The organism is Desulfoscipio gibsoniae DSM 7213 (assembly GCF_000233715.2).
GTDB classification, from domain to species: Bacteria; Bacillota; Desulfotomaculia; order Desulfotomaculales; family Desulfallaceae; genus Sporotomaculum; species Sporotomaculum gibsoniae.
Genome location: NC_021184.1, coordinates 864,340 through 880,899, shown reverse-complemented (window position 1 = coordinate 880,899; position 16,560 = coordinate 864,340). Strand labels below are relative to the sequence as shown.

At 44.5% G+C, this 16,560-nt stretch carries 15 protein-coding genes and 2 riboswitches; of the genes, 10 read left to right on the top strand and 5 right to left on the bottom strand.

The genetic code is table 11. From position 1 onward, the window contains the following. Window positions 1-145: 145 nt before the first annotated feature. Entirely contained in the window at window positions 146-484 is a 339-nt protein-coding gene (locus DESGI_RS04075) for a P-II family nitrogen regulator (protein WP_006521060.1), read from the bottom strand. Between the two features lie 584 nt (window positions 485-1,068). Between DESGI_RS04075 and DESGI_RS04070 the strand changes: the two genes are divergently transcribed. From DESGI_RS04070 to DESGI_RS04035, 8 genes are all read left to right on the top strand, one after another. Further along, window positions 1,069-1,410: a winged helix-turn-helix domain-containing protein gene (locus DESGI_RS04070; protein ID WP_006521059.1), complete on the top strand. Its 342-nt coding sequence runs from the start codon at window positions 1,069-1,071 to the stop codon at window positions 1,408-1,410. Between the two features lie 95 nt (window positions 1,411-1,505). Continuing rightward, complete coding sequence (locus DESGI_RS04065; protein WP_006521058.1) at window positions 1,506-2,234, top strand: Rossmann-like domain-containing protein; 729 nt, start codon at window positions 1,506-1,508, stop codon at window positions 2,232-2,234. Between the two features lie 54 nt (window positions 2,235-2,288). Further along, entirely contained in the window at window positions 2,289-3,296 is a 1,008-nt protein-coding gene (locus DESGI_RS04060) for an ABC transporter substrate-binding protein (protein ID WP_006521057.1), read from the top strand. 19 nt (window positions 3,297-3,315) lie between these two features. Beyond that, a complete protein-coding gene (locus DESGI_RS04055) occupies window positions 3,316-4,080 on the top strand; it encodes an ABC transporter permease (protein WP_006521056.1) in 765 nt (254 codons plus the stop codon). Window positions 4,081-4,082: 2 nt separating this feature from the next. Beyond that, window positions 4,083-4,784 carry an ABC transporter ATP-binding protein gene (locus DESGI_RS04050; RefSeq protein ID WP_006521055.1) on the top strand — a complete coding sequence of 234 codons (702 nt, stop codon included), beginning with the start codon at window positions 4,083-4,085 and terminating at the stop codon, window positions 4,782-4,784. A gap of 235 nt (window positions 4,785-5,019) precedes the next feature. Then, window positions 5,020-5,139: riboswitch (molybdenum cofactor riboswitch) on the top strand. 45 nt (window positions 5,140-5,184) lie between these two features. Next, window positions 5,185-5,309: riboswitch (molybdenum cofactor riboswitch) on the top strand. Window positions 5,310-5,424: 115 nt separating this feature from the next. Continuing rightward, window positions 5,425-6,438: a tungstate ABC transporter substrate-binding protein WtpA gene (gene wtpA / locus DESGI_RS04045; protein WP_006521054.1), complete on the top strand. Its 1,014-nt coding sequence runs from the start codon at window positions 5,425-5,427 to the stop codon at window positions 6,436-6,438. A gap of 241 nt (window positions 6,439-6,679) precedes the next feature. Then, window positions 6,680-7,477: an ABC transporter permease gene (locus tag DESGI_RS04040; protein WP_006521053.1), complete on the top strand. Its 798-nt coding sequence runs from the start codon at window positions 6,680-6,682 to the stop codon at window positions 7,475-7,477. Further along, window positions 7,461-8,555 (top strand): ABC transporter ATP-binding protein, encoded by a 1,095-nt coding sequence (locus tag DESGI_RS04035; protein WP_006521052.1) that lies wholly within the window; start codon window positions 7,461-7,463, stop codon window positions 8,553-8,555. The genes DESGI_RS04040 and DESGI_RS04035 overlap by 17 nt, the downstream gene beginning before the upstream one ends. Window positions 8,556-8,875: 320 nt before the next feature. Here DESGI_RS04035 and DESGI_RS04030 read toward each other — a convergent pair whose 3' ends face one another. Both DESGI_RS04030 and DESGI_RS04025 read right to left on the bottom strand, forming a co-directional pair. Beyond that, window positions 8,876-10,780 (bottom strand): heavy metal translocating P-type ATPase, encoded by a 1,905-nt coding sequence (locus tag DESGI_RS04030; RefSeq protein ID WP_006521051.1) that lies wholly within the window; start codon window positions 10,778-10,780, stop codon window positions 8,876-8,878. Window positions 10,781-10,812: 32 nt separating this feature from the next. Further along, on the bottom strand, window positions 10,813-11,232 hold the full coding sequence (locus DESGI_RS04025; RefSeq protein WP_006521050.1) for a MarR family winged helix-turn-helix transcriptional regulator: 420 nt from the start codon (window positions 11,230-11,232) through the stop codon (window positions 10,813-10,815). 756 nt (window positions 11,233-11,988) lie between these two features. Between DESGI_RS04025 and DESGI_RS04020 the strand changes: the two genes are divergently transcribed. After that, window positions 11,989-14,241: a YcdB/YcdC domain-containing protein gene (locus DESGI_RS04020; RefSeq protein ID WP_006521049.1), complete on the top strand. Its 2,253-nt coding sequence runs from the start codon at window positions 11,989-11,991 to the stop codon at window positions 14,239-14,241. Window positions 14,242-14,293: 52 nt separating this feature from the next. Further along, window positions 14,294-14,443, top strand: a complete 150-nt coding sequence (locus DESGI_RS24320) for a serpin family protein (RefSeq protein ID WP_157872718.1) — start codon at window positions 14,294-14,296, stop codon at window positions 14,441-14,443. 115 nt (window positions 14,444-14,558) lie between these two features. On the opposite strand, the gene DESGI_RS04015 is transcribed toward DESGI_RS24320, so the two are convergent. Next, entirely contained in the window at window positions 14,559-15,902 is a 1,344-nt protein-coding gene (locus DESGI_RS04015; protein WP_006521048.1) for a hypothetical protein, read from the bottom strand. Continuing rightward, a complete protein-coding gene (locus DESGI_RS04010) occupies window positions 15,895-16,449 on the bottom strand; it encodes a sigma-70 family RNA polymerase sigma factor (protein ID WP_245561145.1) in 555 nt (184 codons plus the stop codon). The genes DESGI_RS04015 and DESGI_RS04010 overlap by 8 nt, the downstream gene beginning before the upstream one ends. Between the last annotated feature and the right edge of the window lie 111 nt (window positions 16,450-16,560).

Genomic DNA, 16,560 nt, shown 5'->3' with positions numbered 1-16,560 from the left:
CTTCGCCTATCGTCATATATCTTCGTTTTTTTAGATGTTCACTTTACACCCAATAAATAAAAATAAGGACACCGGTGGTTATTAACCAACACGAGCGCCCTTGCCCTTTAAACCCAACCTTTGGGATATTTAGTTCGTAAGTTGTTTAAAAAGCATCTTCGTTTATTTCCCCGGTACGTATGCGCACCGCCTTCTCCACCGGGTAAATAAATACCTTGCCGTCCCCAACCTCACCGGTACGGGCGGTTTCACAAATGATCTGCAATACATCCTCTAAACATCGTTCATCTAAAACAACCTCAATCTTAATTTTAGGCAATAGATTAATGCTGTACTCGTGGCCGCGGTAAACACCAACCCAGCCCCTTTGCGTACCGCAGCCCAAAACCTGGCTAACCGTCATGCCGTGTATACCGTAACGTGAAAGCGCTTCCTTGACATCTTCCAATTTGTCGGGGCGGATTATGGCTTCTATTTTTTTCACCGAAACTTACCTCCTAACACTGAAAAGGCTATTATTAAAATAGCGCCCTTAAAGTACGCCCTTCGGTACTTTATTACATCAGCCCGGCCAGGTAACCAAAGGCTAACTTCATAAAGCATAAAAAAAGCCCTAACCCGCATAATTCACGGCATCAGGACCTCTTTGGCCAATTTTTGATACATCTTTGTATCATTCATGTTTTATTATATTATATGTTTTACGTTTGGTTTTAGCAAGGGCAGAAAAACTTTTTTCAATTTGCGCAGAGATTTAAAAACAGGCTTGCATCCCTGGGAAAGAGACATGGGGGAGACATGGGGAGACATGGGGACGTTTCGTTTGTCTTATCCAGGTAAGCTCTCAAATAAGACAAGTAAAACGTCCCTCTGTCTTCCTGTCCACCTTCCCCATCTGCCCTGGACTGTGATTAAAAACAAGACAAATGAAACGTCCCCCTGTCTCACCCCTGTCTCACCGTTTACTCGTGTTTGGAAAATTTATGCATTCGGCTCTGTAAAGCCCTTCACATACTGGTAAAAATGCGTTATACTGGTGTCAGTATAACGCTGGAGGGTCTATTTTATATGTACATTGTTAGTAAAATCTGGCTTAATCAAAACGGTAAAGCTTTTGGTGATGGACCGTATGATTTGCTCACAGGTATAGACCGGCTGGGTTCTCTTAGAAAAGCTGCATCCGAAATGGGGATGTCCTATAATCAAGCGTGGCATTTAATTCAAACAATTGAAGGCCGTTTAGGCTTTTCATTAATAACTCGACAGGTGGGTGGAAACTCAGGTGGTGGTTCAACTGTGACACCCAAGGGACGCTTGCTAATGGAACGATACAAAGCTTTTCGTGAAGAGTCAAAGGAGGTGCTGGAACAACTATACGAAAAGCATTTTCAACAGATGTTTGGAACATAGTAAATTTTTTAGCTGGCGTTATACTTTGGAAAGTATAACACAAATATTATAATAACTGCCCAAAGAAACTTAAAACCTATTAAGGAGGATTATACATGTCATTATTGGAAGAAGCCCGAGAAAAATTGCGGGTAATTATTGATGAGGCCGGGTTACATTCCGGGGAAGCGATCGATATCGTTTCCACACGGGATTTGACCGCCAAGGAAGCGATTGGCCGTCCCGACCGTACGGATTTTCCTTTGCTCAAAGGTAAAGAAGTAATGATGCAAGCTACATATCGAGACTGTGTGGGGCAGGCTTTCACGGATCAACCGGCACAGTTTCACGGTACGTTGGAAGAAGTTTTACGGCTGACTTTCGATACTAATCACAATAGAGCAGTATTTGTGGCCACCCTTAACGCAGTGATGCGCTATTTAGGAAAAGTACAAGGCACAGACCATTGCAAAGATAAAGAACCCAGGCTTTGTGCCCGGCAATTACCCGAATACATCACCCAACATTATGGTCAACCTAAAATTGCATTTGTTGGTTATCAGCCGGCAATGATTGAGGAGTTGGTCAAGCATTTTAAAATAAAAGTCAGCGACCTTGACCCGGACAACATTGGGCGGGAAAAGCTCGGAGTTTTAATCAGCGGTCCTGACAATACTGCTAAAAATATAGATTGGGCGGATATTGTTTTAACTACGGGGACTGTTCTTGTCAACGACACTTTGGCGGAGCTTGAGCGGGGAAAACCGGTCATCTTTTATGGAGTCACCATTGCCGGCCTTGCTGCACTATTTTCTTTACCCCGTGTTTGCTTTTACGGGCGCTAGAAAATGATGTAAATCCAAGTTTTTTCCCGGCGAATTTAAAGGGAGGGGTTTACTTTGATCAAGAAGTTAGTTATATTGGTTATTTTTAGCGCGTGTTTGCTTATACTTGGTGGATGTAATCAAGCACCGGCGACCCAGGATACAGGCGTAAACTTAAATGTGGCGGTGGAGTATACCGATCACGCGGCTGCCTTCTATTTCGCCCAGGGCAAAGGTCTTTTTGAAGACGCAGGATTCAGTGTTGAAGACGTTAATGTTTACGCAAGCGGCGTTGGCGTTGCTGCGGCATTTACCAAAGGTGGCTTTGATGTTAGTTATATGTGCCTGGTCCCTGCGATATATACCTATGCAAATGGCGGTGTGCCAATAAAAATTATCAGCGGTACACATAAGGATGGCTACGGGTTGGTGGTTAATGCCTCTAAAATCAAAGACTTGCGCGACCTGGAAAAGGATGATATTAAAATTGCCAATGGCCCCAAGGGAACAACGACGGACTTTATACAAATGCTTTTGCTGGAAAAAGAAAATCTGAACGCCAAAAAAGTTTTAGCAAATACCGTACGGATGAATGGGGCAAAACAGCTTATGGCTTTACGCAATGGTCAAGTAGATGCCGTATTTGTTCCTGAACATTTTGCGGCAATGGCCGCATCGTTTCCCGGGATGAAAATGCTGGCCAGCAGCCGTGACATATGTCCGGATATGCAGGGGAGCGTCATGGTGGTTACTGAAGATTTCTTGGAAAAACATCCGGAAGCTGTTGAAAATCTTAAAGAGATTAATAAAAAGAGCATTGATTTGATCAATACATACCCGCAAGAAGCGGCTCTAATCATAGCTCAAAACTTAAACATAAACCAGTCAAAAGTAAAAGAAGAGACCAAAAGTCCGCAGGCAAACCTGGAAGTAACTCCGGAACTAGTCGCTAAATCAATGACCAATCTTAGAAGTACTCCTGAAATTTCTCAACAAGATGTACAGACCATCATCAACAAGATGCATGCTTTAGGATATATAACAAAATCTTTTGACGCTGGAGAAATCATGTCAGTCAATTGATGAAAGAAGAGATTAGTCTATGATCAAGTTAGTCAAACCAGAGATAACCATAAACAATTTGTTATACCCACTGCCTATATGTTTTTTCCTTACCTCGTGGGAAATACTGGCACACATCACCCAAACGCCGTTATTTCCACCCTTAAGTAAGGTGGTTATTGAATTTTGGTTTTTACTTGGCGACGGTATACTGCTTGAAAGCCTGGGGTCAAGTCTAATAAGGGTCTTAATCGGCTATTCTTTGGGAAGCCTGGCCGGTTTATTAGTAGGTATTTTAATGGGCTTAAACAAGGTGGTGGAACGCAGTTTGAGCCCGCTGATAAGTATGCTGTTCCCCATTCCAACATTAGGATGGCTGCCGCTGTTAATGTTGTGGATCGGCATCAATGAGGCGCTGCCGGTTACTCTGATTTTCATCTGTGCGTTTTTCCCGGTTGCGTATAATACATTGACTGGGATTAAAGGGGTACAGCATGAGTATATAAAAACAGCCCGTACCCTCGGGGCATCTCCCTGGTTTATCCTTTGGCATGTAACACTTCCCATGGCTTTACCCAATATTTTTACTGGTTTGCGCTTGGAAGCGGGTATGGTCTGGCGTACTGTAATAGCGGCAGAAATGTTTGCCATCCCCACGGGTATTGGTGCACTGCTGATCAATGCTGAATCCTTGATTAGAGTAGATGTTATTTTAGTTTGTTTAGTGCTGTTGTCCATGATGTGCACAATCTTTGAGCGCATGTTTTTGTGGTTGGAATATAAAACAACAGGCACATGGAGGTAAACATGTCTTTTATTCGCTTGCAAAATATTACCACGCCTTACTGTTTAAAAAACATAACCCTGGACATAAAAGCCGGCGAACTGGTTGTGTTTCTGGGTTACACAGGTGCAGGCAAGAGCACGTTATTAAATGTAATTGCGGGATTAGCAGGATACCAGGGAGAAGTATATTTTAACCAGCAGAATATGAATAACATCCCTACTGAAAAACGTGATATTGGTTATCTTCTTCAGGATATATACTTGTTTCCCCATTTGAATACATTTAATAATATCTCTTTTGCCCTGCGGGCAACCGGCTACCCGGCTGACAAAATAACCACCAAGGTTGAGTCAATGCTTGACCTTTTACATATCGGTCACTTAAAATGCCGCTATCCGAAGGATTTAAGCGGAGGTGAAAAAAGACGTGTGGGCTTAGCACGTGCTCTGATCAGGGAACCAAAAATTTTACTCCTGGATGAACCACTGGCAAGCCTTGATCCCGCTACCGCAAAAAGCATTCGCAAAGAAATCAAGACGCTCCATAGCAGGTTGAATTTAACGACCCTCTATGTTACTCACGATTTTACCGAGGCACGTGAACTCGCGGATAAAATCGGCGTTATTGCCAACGGCCGGTTGGAACAGATAGGTTCGGTTCAGGATATTTTTTATCAACCTGTAATAGAGATTAAGGAATTTATTGCCGCATGCGGTCATTAATCTCAATATATTAACGAGCATCAAGCTTTTATGTCTAATTGCAGGTCTAGCTATTAAGACTACCCTAAAAAAACACTGATCACCTAGCAGGCTGGACAATGATCGTTGCGTTGCACAGCAAAGCACACCCGCATAGGTACCGCAGCACATGGGCATAACTTCTTAAGTTAAATTCTTTTGAGCATTTACAAAGGAATAATGGCAATCCACGGAGAAATATAGAAAATATGCTCAAAACGAATGCTTTCTCCGAGTCCGCCGGCCTAAAACATGGCGTTATGGCTGCTGGACCGACAGGGTGTATCGGGAAACCGGCATGCCTCCCATTGCGGTAAGGAGATAATTGACAGGCTTTAGCGGCCCGCCTTTGCATTTTCCCCGCAATGGCGGGTTTTTTATATAAATACATATTCTCCGAGCCCGGACGCCTACAGCCAACGAACGGCCAGGGTGAGCGGGCCGACAGGGTGCGGTGGGAAACTACCGTGCCTCCCGGTGCGGAAAGGAGGGTTTTATCATGTGCAAGAAATAGTAGGCCGGGTTATTTTGTTGCGTAGCAAACCCGGCCTATTTTTTATGAGGAAGCGATTGTTGCCTTAGTTATATGCAACAGCAATTAAAAGAAAGAGAGGTTATAAAAATGCTTAAACTTAGCAAAAAACTGTTACTGTTATACCTAATTATAGCTATTGCCTTTGTGGCGGGCTGTTCCGGGGCTACCGATGCTGACAATTCTAATCAGCCGATCAATGAAGGACAAGCGTCTTCGAATCTAACCGGCAAGTTAATTATCTTCCACGCCGGTAGTTTATCAGTGCCATTTGACCAGATGGAAAAAGAATTTGAGCTGCTGCACCCGGGCGTGGATGTACAAAGAGAAGCTGCGGGTAGCCGTGAGTGTGCTAAAAAGGTCACCGATCTAGGCAAGCCTGCCGACATAGTTGCTTCGGCGGACTATGCGGTAATTGATAATTTGCTGATTCCCGATTTTGCAGAATGGAATGCGCTATTTGCTAAAAATGAAATGGTTATCATGTATTCGGAGCACAGTAAATACAAGGATGAAATAAACAGTGATAACTGGCCGGAAATACTGTTGCGGGAAGGTGTTGAGTACGGGCACAGCGATCCTAACGCCGACCCATGCGGCTACCGGGCACTGATGGTTTGGCAGCTGGCTGCCGAACACTATCAAATATCTGATTTGTACCAAAAGTTAGATGAAAAGCGCCCGGCTCGCAATATCAGACCCAAAGAAACCGACTTGCTGGCTATGGTAGAATCCGGGGCTCTTGATTACCTATTTATCTATCGTTCTGTAGCCGAGCAGCACAATATGCCTTATGTCGAGTTGCCGCCACAGGTTAATTTAAGCGATCTTAACCAGGCCGAATTTTATAAACAAGCCACGGTAGATACCACCGGAAAACAGCCGGGCGAAGTGATTACCCAGGTGGGCATGCCAATTGTATACGGTGTCACGCTGATAAAAAATGCACCCAACCAGGCGAACGCCATTGAATTCTTAAAGTTTTTGCTGAGCAAAGATAAAGGTTTGAAAATAATGGAAGACAATGGCCAGCCCATTGAAGATCCGCTAGTCATAAAGGGTGAAGAGGCCATGCCCGAGGAGTTACGGGAAATCACCGGGTAGCCGTAACGACTGCTTTTAATGCAAAGCATATCGAAATGCAACCTAACGTCTTGGTGATGATCCTCTTACTTTTTAGCGTAGCGCTCTCAGTGGGATGAATAATTATTTTCAAAGTATCCCGATGTAAACGGCCAGGCTTTACATGGTATTATTTTTATTCAACTACTATTTGTCTAGTGCGCTGTCGGGGCGGGGTATTCGTCCCGGCAGCATAAATTAATTAATAGGACGGTTAATTATAATGAAATTGAAAACTGAGAAGTTATATTTAACCTCTGCTTTTTTGGGCCTTTTAATTCTTCTATTTATTATGTATCCAATAATCAACTCATTAATCACCACTGACGGCCAGATACTATTGCAAACTTTAAGAGATCGGGAAGTGTTGGCCGCAATTTGGAACAGTATATACACGGCCACAATTACTACTATGATTGTGTTCATTTTTGGTGTACCTTTTGCCTATTTTTTGGCCCGCAATGAATTTAGAGGCAAAAGATTGGTGGAAAGCATCATCGATATTCCCATAGTTATTCCTCATACTGTGGTGGGCATTATTTTATTAACGGTTTTAAGCCAGCAGTGCTGGCTGGGCAGATTGCTGGAAAACCTGGGACTAGAGGTTGTTGGTACCCGTATTGGCATTGTCACCGCTATGACATTTGTAAGTATGCCTTTACTGATTAACGCGGCCAAGGATTCATTTGCAGCCATATCGCCCAAACTGGAGTACGTCTCCCGTACCCTTGGGGCCACTCACATGCAAACCTTCATACTGATCACCTTTTCCGTTGGCTGGCGTGGCATATTAACGGGGATGATTCTAACCTGGGCCCGTTCCATAAGTGAATTTGGAGCGGTGATTATCCTTACCTACCACCCCATGATTGCGCCCACCTTAATTTTCGATCGGTTTAATTCCTTCGGGCTGGAGTATTCTAAACCGGTCTCCGCTATTTTAATAGCTATATCGCTGGCTATATTTATTGTATTGCGAGTTATTGCTCAAAGAGGTGTGCGAGATGCTGGAAATACGTGATTTAAACGTAAATTTGTTTGGATTTGCCCTGCGAAACATTCAACTGACCATTAATCAAGGGGAGTTTTTTGCTCTCTTAGGCCCCACCGGGTCAGGCAAAACAGTGCTTTTGGAAACTATCGCCGGCATTAAGCAGCCGTCAGGTGGGCGATTTTTTTTTCACAGACGGGATGTTACCCACTTAAAACCGGAGCAAAGGAATATTTCCATAGTCTATCAGGATTACGCCCTTTTCCCGCACCTTAATGTACTGGCCAATATTCAATACGGGCTAAGATTTAAGAAAAAACGGAACGTTGCAGGTAAGCCTGAAATGTTACATATGCTTGTGGAAATGCTGGGTATCGATCACCTGCTAAAGCGCTATCCCGATAATCTCAGCGGCGGCGAAAAACAACGGGTAGCGCTGGCCCGGGCATTGATTGTGGAACCTGATATCCTTTTACTGGGCGAACCGTTCAGTGCCTTAGACACCAATACCAAAGAAACAGTGCAAGCGGAAATTAAAGCATTGCATAGCGCTCTAAAAATTACCACCTTAATGGTTACACATAATTTCAGTGAAGTTTTTTCCCTGGCCGAAAGAGTAGCCATAATTAAAAATGGCGAGGTTCAGCAGGTAGGTACTACTGAAGAAGTGTTTAAAATGCCCAACTCTCAATTTGTAGCTGAATTTGTAGGTATGAAAAACGTATTTGCGCTGCACCAGGTCAATGGTAAAGCGATGCTGGGTGATGTGCTGCAGCTTGACATGCAGGTGCCGGAAGAACAAAGTGCAGGCAAACATCCAACTACCGGAGGTAATAATAAGTATTTCATAGGATTAAGGCCGGAGGATATAGTGGTGGGTAATGGCGCCCTTAAGACCGATTATCAATTGACGGGAACTGTCTTAACCATTTCCAATAATGGTGTTTATTCCGAAGTCAAAGTACAATCCGGGCAAGTTAATTTTACAGCCTACATCACTCCTAACCGGTTTTTTGAGCTTGGCCTGCGGGAAAACAAAACTGTTACTCTAGGCTTCGACCGGAAAAATATCAATTTCATAAAGGGCCAGGCATGCGCAACCGGGTAAGCCAGGGGGACGTTTCGTTTGTCTTGCTTTGCGCTTTCTAAGACGGTTTGGGGAATGGGCATGTTACAAAAAGTCAAAATAATTTGGTAAAATACTTCGGAAGCGACCAATTCCAGGCCGCCTCATCACTGGTAAGTCTTAGCATAAATGGCCTCTAATCTGTTAGTTTACTAATTGCTATTCTAATTACTTTTTTCAATCCAGGCTTTATCCAATCCTGGCTTTAAAAAAGGATCCAGCTTTAAATTATGAACATTTTTTCCGGTATCGGGAAAAGCCAAGTCTTTGGTTTTTCCCGATCAGTTCCCCTTCAGCAGTTCTCATGTACAATTTTCAACACTCTGCTCCTCTACTCCGGCCATATATAGCCGAAACTTTATCAGCCGGGCCGAGTTTAACACCACCAGTACGGACCCGATATTATGGGTGATTGCCCCCATTACCGGGTTTAATAAACCAGCTCCTGAAGCCAGCAGGGCAAGTAAGTTAAATAATACGGCAAAAGCAATATTGTAATTAATAGTTTTCATAGTAGAATAGCCCAACTGCAAAAGATACGGCAGTCTGGCCAGGTTGTCCCCCATCAGAGCGACATCCGCTGCTTCCATAGCCACATCCGTCCCCATGGCGCCCATGGCTATGCCAATATCTGCAGCGGCCAGAGACGGGGCATCGTTAACACCGTCACCAATCATAGCTACCTTATAGCCAGATTTTTGAAGCTCTTTAATATGATTAAGCTTTTGCTCAGGCAGAAGTTCAGCCCGGTACTCCTTTATTCCGCATGCCCCGGCGACATGATCCGCAACTTCATTACCATCACCGGTCAACATTTGGATTTTCTTAAGACCGGATTCTTGCAGAGCTTTAATTAAACCTCTGACCCCGGGGCGTATATTATCCCTTATATATATTTCCCCGATCATTGAATTGTTCTCTGTTACAACAAGAGTTTTAACCCCCGGATTAATATTCGCTGCATTTAAAAACCCTTCCGCCACCCTCTCTTCGGGTGTCAAAGCACCCACAACAATTTTTTTACCGGCAACCACCGCCTCTACACCCAGACCGGGAATGCTATTAAATGATTCCGGTTCAGTTACAACAAGTCCTCTTTGCTCTACAGCCTTCAGTACGGCCCGGGCCAGAGGATGTTCCGAATATTTTTCCGCCGCAGCCGCCATGGAAAGAACATAATCATCCGAAACCCCGTTTAAAGGTTTAGTACCGGTAATCACCATGCTCCCGGTGGTTAAGGTGCCGGTCTTATCAAAAACAACGGCATCAATCCTGGCAAGTTCCTCTAAAAATGCGCCTCCTTTAACTAATATACCGTTCTTGGAAGCATTGCCCAATGCCGCTACGATAGCCGTGGGGGCCGAAATAATAAAGGCGCAGGGGCAGCCTACAATAAGCACTGTAATAGCCCGGTGCAAATCCCCGGTGAAAAAATAAACAGCGGAACTGATGGCTATAATAAAAGGGGTAAAGTATTTAGCGTAATGATCCGTAACCCGCAGAGCAGGGGCTTTCTGACTTTCAGCATCCTGAACCAGCTTAATCAGCTTCCCCAGGGTCGTCTCCCCGCCCACCTTGCTTACTTCCACCACTATCATTCCGGAATAGCTGACAGATCCCGCATAAACATCATCCCCCGTTAATTTATCCACTGGCAGGGACTCTCCGGTTAGGGAAGCCTGGTTAAGAGATGCACTGCCGCGGATAACCTTACCGTCAATGGGAATCTTATCCCCCGGGCGAATCATGACCATGTCTCCCAACCGAATTTCCCGCACCGGTACTAAGACTTCGGCACCGTCCCGAATTACGGTGGCTTGCCCGGGATTTAGCCGAATTAAGGCATCAACGGCGGAACGTGCTTTTTGAGCCGTAAACTCTTCCATTAATGAGCCCAAAACCATAATCAAGGCTACCACTGCCGCAGACAAGTACTCCCCTATCAACACCGAGGCAATCATAGCCAGGCTGACTAATTCATCAACATTAAGCTCCCTTTTCAGCAGCCCTTTAACCGCCCCTAAAATGATTGCCCCCCCCAGCACCGCCAGGGCCAGCAGCGATAATATATTGGCCTGAACCGGATAATCCCTTTCACCAAGCCCATAACTGGTTATAATAAGAAAACTGCCCAGCAGCACCATGTAGAACTCTCTCATTTGCAGTAATTCCCGGTACTTGCTAACATTAGCATATCTACCAATCACCTGATTAATCCCCTTTCACCAATGCAAAATTATCAAAAAGTTTCGGCATTTATTTTCTTGAGAGTATTAAGCAGTTGCTCGATTTCAGCATCGGAAAGGGTGGAGAGCATTTGTTCAGTCAAACAGAGATGGTATTGGTGATGTTCCTCAAATGCTTTCATGCCCTTGTCCGTCAAAACAATCAGGTTGACCCGTCTGTCTTCCCTGCTTGATTCCCGCCTGGCATAGTCCTTTTTCTCCAGTCTGTCCACCGTTACCGTGGTGGTTCCAGTAGTTACACCTAATTTTTGAGCCAGACTCTTCATGTTCATTTTTCCGTACTGTCCCAGCACTTCAATGGCGTGGGCCTCGGAGACCGACAGATCGCTGCTGCGGATTACCGAGCTTTCCCAGGAAGCAAAGCCGTTATAAAAATGTAACAGTTCATCGGTCATTTCTTCAACGAATTTCATGATCACACCTCCTTTGATTATTATATAGTAAGAATTTATTATAGTTTGAATTTCAACTATTATGATAGCACATGCAAATTAGTTTGACAATCAAATCTTTTGAAAATAAAACAAACAGGTGGTTTAATTCAAGAGTCTATTCCCGGTAATAAAGCATTTCATCTTGAGGTGCGGATAAGCCACGGGGCCAGCCGGTTTATAATAGGTGATTGACGAGGCGGCGGCTTTTGAAGGCAAGGGTGAACGCCTGAAAGCCGAATACACCCAAAGGTTATAGAGGGCATTGCTACAGAATGATTTCGATTTGGAAGATGAATATTGAAGATTTCCCCACCCTGTCCGGCAAAGTAAGCTTCGACGCCAACGGCGATCCGGAAAAATACGTGACTGTGCTATAAATAAAAGACGGTGAATTTTCATGTTATGCCCAGGTAACACCGTAATGGCAAAATATGAAATTTTTGTTATGAACGTGCAACAAAAATCATATCTTCTACGTCTTATTAATATGAGTATTTATGCCCACACACGGAACGGAGGTGAATGATTCAGCAGGAGACAATACCCATGGTTGAACCAATTAAGACTCAATTGGGAAATTCCCTCGTGAATTTGTATTGAAGCAAGGGATCTATCCAAGCTAAGAAGGTGTGTCCCCATACACCAATTGGGGACATTCCTTCGTGCATTTATTCAAAAGTAAGGGATCTACCCAAGCTAAGAAGGTGTGTCCCCATACCTTAGAAGGAGGAGAAAATGAGAAGAAAAGCACTCTGTTTTTCAGTGGTCTTATTATTCGGTTCTTTATTAATGTCCACCGCAGCAGCGGCGGAACAGACAGCTTCACAAATTGTAATCAAAGAGGTAACTGTTACAGAAGCGATAAAACTGCCGCCCACTTCAGAGGAAAAAAAGGATTCGCCAAGAATTTCTGAAGACGAAGCATTAAAGATTATCAAAAGCGTCTTCCCGGAAATAATCGGGGAAAGCAAGCCCGATATGCAACTGGATTTCGAACCCTATCAGGACAGAAATATATGGCGGATACATTATTATGAAAGAATGTACCACGGGCCGGGCATGCCGGCGGGCTATTCTGTCTCCCTGGATGCCGATACCGGCGAAATATTGAATATGAGCTGGCGCAATAACACGCCCGCGGAAACAAAGGGGATCATCCAAAAGCAGGAGGCTCAAAAGATTGCTGAACAATTTGTCCAAAAGCTACAGCCCGAACGTTTTAAAAGCATGCAACTGCAGAAAAGCCCTACAGAACACTATTACCCCCTCCCCAACTTAGATATAGTACACCGCTTCTATTGGGCACGAGTGGAAAACGGAATTAAAGTCGACTATGACGGCATACGTGTTTCCGTGGACGCCCTTTCGGGCAAGGTTGTCAGCTTCAACATGAACTGGCAGCCCGAGGTTAAGCTGCCCGCTATAGGAACACCGGTTCCGGCCAAGGCGCTTACTGAAAAGGCCACTAACGAACTGGGTATGGCATTGATATACCAGGTGCCCTACCGCAATTACGCCGGTAAGTCTCCGGAAGCCAAGCTTATATATCAGCTCAATACCCGGGAACTGATGTTTAATGCCACTAACGGCAAGGCCGTAGATAATCAAGGCAAGGAAAAGAACATAAAAGATATCAGACTGTTTGAAGACATTCCGAAGATTAGCGGTGTTAACAACCCCCCGGATTCCCCCGGGCAAAGGATCACGGTGGAAAAAGCCAGGAGTACAGCAGAAAGATTTTTCCGCTCTCTGGGAATCGAAGGAGAAGTGGAGATGGGGGGAGGCGGCTCCAGCGTGGGCGGTCCCTTTGGGAATCAGGAATTTTGGAGTTTCGAGATTGCTCAAAAAGGCAGCAGCAGACACTATCCCGGTTCACAAGTAGGTATTGACCAAACCACCGGCCGGGTGGTGAATTATTACGAATACGGTCCGGAAATGCAGGCTGAGACAGGCTCTCCAAAAATCTCCCGGGAAGAAGCGCTGGCCAAGGCTGACGCATTTATTAAAAATGTAGCCCCGGAATACAGCCCATACCTGGCCCCGGAGAAAAATCAGGTGGACATGTACCCAATGGGTCACGAGCAAGGCTATAGTTTTCATTTCTACAGAGTTGTTAACGGCATTCCCTTTCCCCAGGACGGCATACATATAGGGATAAGCAGTGACGGCAAAATCAGAGACTATCACTGCGAATGGCACAAGGTTTCCTTCCCGGCAGTTCAAAATGTAATCGCCCCGGAGGAGGCGGCCAGCAAATGGCTGGAACTCTCATCCCTGCAAGTGAACTATTTCATCCCCCGGGAGGGAGAAAAACCGGGTAGCCAGGCTATACTGGTCTACCGCCCTGATAACGACGGATTTAGCGCCATTGACGCGCTGACCGGAAAACCTGTTACCAACGACGGCCAGCCGGTCAACAAAACCTCCGGAAACGGTTATGACTATAAACAGAGCTGGGCTGCCCAGTATCTTGAAATAGTGGCAGGTAGCGGCATTCTGCCGTCTCCGGAGCAATTCAGCCCCACAGGCGCCGTCAAAAAGAGGGACGTGGCCAGGCTGATAACAGCCACCATGGGCAATTATTACGACTACAACGAAAAAAGAGAGCAACAATTCCGGGACGTAAACCTTGAAGATCCCGATTTTAATGCAATCCAGGCCGGAGCTATAATGGGTATATATGACAAGGGCGGGAATTTCAACCCTGAGCAGCCGGTCACCAGGTTGACCCTGGCCCGCTGGATGGTGAACGCCATGGGCTACGCCGAAATTGCGAAAATAAACAACAACATCGCTTCTTCATATAAGGACATCGCTTCACTTTCCGCAACCGACCGGAACTATATAGGCCTGGCCCAGGGACTGGGCATCATGCGGGGCGATGAAACAGGACTCTTTAAGCCCTCGGACAGTGTCACCTGGGAGGAACTGGCGGCAGTGGCAATAAACTCGGCACCTAAAATGAGAAACAAAAATGGCACGTGGTAAATGAAAAGCAAAGAAGTGCCGCAACCTCCTATGGAGCTTGCGGCGCTTCTTTATGACAGGGGACGGAATCAAGAATCTGAACGACAGCCTGACAGTCCTGGGAATGGAGGAAGCGTTTACAAACACAGCCGACTTTTCCGGTATCAGTAATGGTGTTCATATCAGCCGGGTGCTTCACAAGGGGATAACTTGCAGGTTATAGTCATTATAAAAATCTAAAAATCATCTGATCGGACAATAGCAAACAAACCTTCAAACAAATGCTCTTATTACACATCCGTTTGAAGGTTATGCAAAATATGGAAGCTATTCCGTATTTATTTCATATTTATCGTCCAGTTACCGTTCATAACAAACTTCGGCCAGGATATATCCAGATTGATCTCATCGACATCCTTATTGAACTCAAGAATCATAACAGCTGTGTCGCCGCTAAATTCTGAAGAAGCCTTTAGAATATTTTTGCTATCTATATGGAAAGACTTGATGCCGACATATTTCTCATTTCCTGTGTTTAATTGGAATACAAGCTGGGCCGAGGTTGGAGATAGCCGTTTAATGCTCTTGGCCACCGCCTTCTGAGCAAACATATCCACGTCACGGTTGAGAATTTCCTCGCCCTCTTTCGGAATGATAATTTTTAAACTATCAACTTTCTTTTGATAGCTTGCAATTAGAGCAGGCAGCTTCAGTGTAAGCTTGTTGTCTATTGCTGCGTCTGTCACAAAGGTAGTTACAGGAAAAGCATTTGAATCAGCCGGAACTTCCAGCTTATATTTAGTTCCGCTTTCATCTGTTACATAAATATCTTCCGTCCTTAAACCGGTTCCCGTACTTACAATGCCGTCCTCACCCAGATTCTCAAAGGTAGTTTTGACCGTTGAATCCACCGGCCGGCCAAATTTACTGAGCTTCATATCCTTGTTTTTGAAAGAAGCAATCAGCTGAATAGCCTGCTTGCCGTCTTTTTCCAGGCTGTTCGCACCGACATCAACCAGGCCGATTTGGTTGGATGTTGCTTCACTGGCAAAAAGCTTCTGTGTTTCATCCAGGCTCTTCGCCTGATCTAGAGAGATGGAATATGTTTTATTGCCGACTATCAGATCAAAAGATTTGAATGGCTTAATGTTGTAGTTGTCTTCTTTCCCGTTCATGAAGCTGAAAGTATATTTGCCGTTATCCTCGGAATAGCCCCCCATGACATATTGAGTGTTCGGATTATCCTTAGGTATAATTCTCGTATCCTTTAGAATACTGATACCAAGCTTTGAGGTGAATTTCATGTCCATTCTGCCTTCCGAAACCATGAAGCTGTCGATCACCATATTGTCATCCAGTACCAGGCTGTCCTTCAGATAATAGGCGCTTCCGTCTACCATGGTTGAATATACCGGGGTTTTGTTAAAAAATCTCTTTACCGCTTCTGATATGTCATCTGCATATACCGTATTGATGCAGATAAAGCATGCACAAATTGCCGCAACATAGGGCAGTTGTTTTCTGAATTTGATCTTCCTATTATACTTGTCAAGTTTCTTATGTGCTTTTTTGTTTATTGATTCCATATTGCATTCAACTCCGTCCATAAGATTGTCAATCTCCTTCTCTATTAAATCATCATCAAGATTGTTAAGTATCGTGAGCATTTTGTCTTCATTCATACTGCAAACCCTCCTTTATGATTTTTCTTCCCCGCAGCAGCCTGTTGTCTACGGCTGCACGGGACAAATTGAAGGCTTTAGCCAGATCGCTAATCTTTTCGCCCAGAAAAAACCTTCTCACAAATATCTCCCGATCAATCTTTTGAAAGGAATTAATTATTTTTATTACTTGTTCCTGATCCTGTCTCAGTAATACCAGCTTTTCCAAATTGACGTCGTTCTTTATATCAGCATCCTCGATATCCAGAATATTGCTCAGGCGTTTTTTGCGTCTGTATGTTAGCGCCTTATACTTAGTCAGAATCAACAGCCAGGTTCTAAAGTTTGCCTTCTCTTCATCGAACTCGGCGATCTTTATCCATGCATCAAGAAAAACATCGGCAACACATTCCTCAATATCTTCCTTGCTATGAGACTCAGACAAAATATTGTAAGCAAGACAGAAAACCGTCTTTGTATACTTACATATCATGTACTCATAGGCGGCTGAATCCTTGTTTCTTATACCCCGAACCAGTTCAGCCTGCGAATATTCCAAAGCCTCCACCCCCTTTCAAATCCCTTTCATATATTTACTACGCATGAAGGACAGGGTTTCTCTTAAAAGATAGGGAACTTCTTCACACCAGAAAAATATGTATATTATGACGATGTCTAA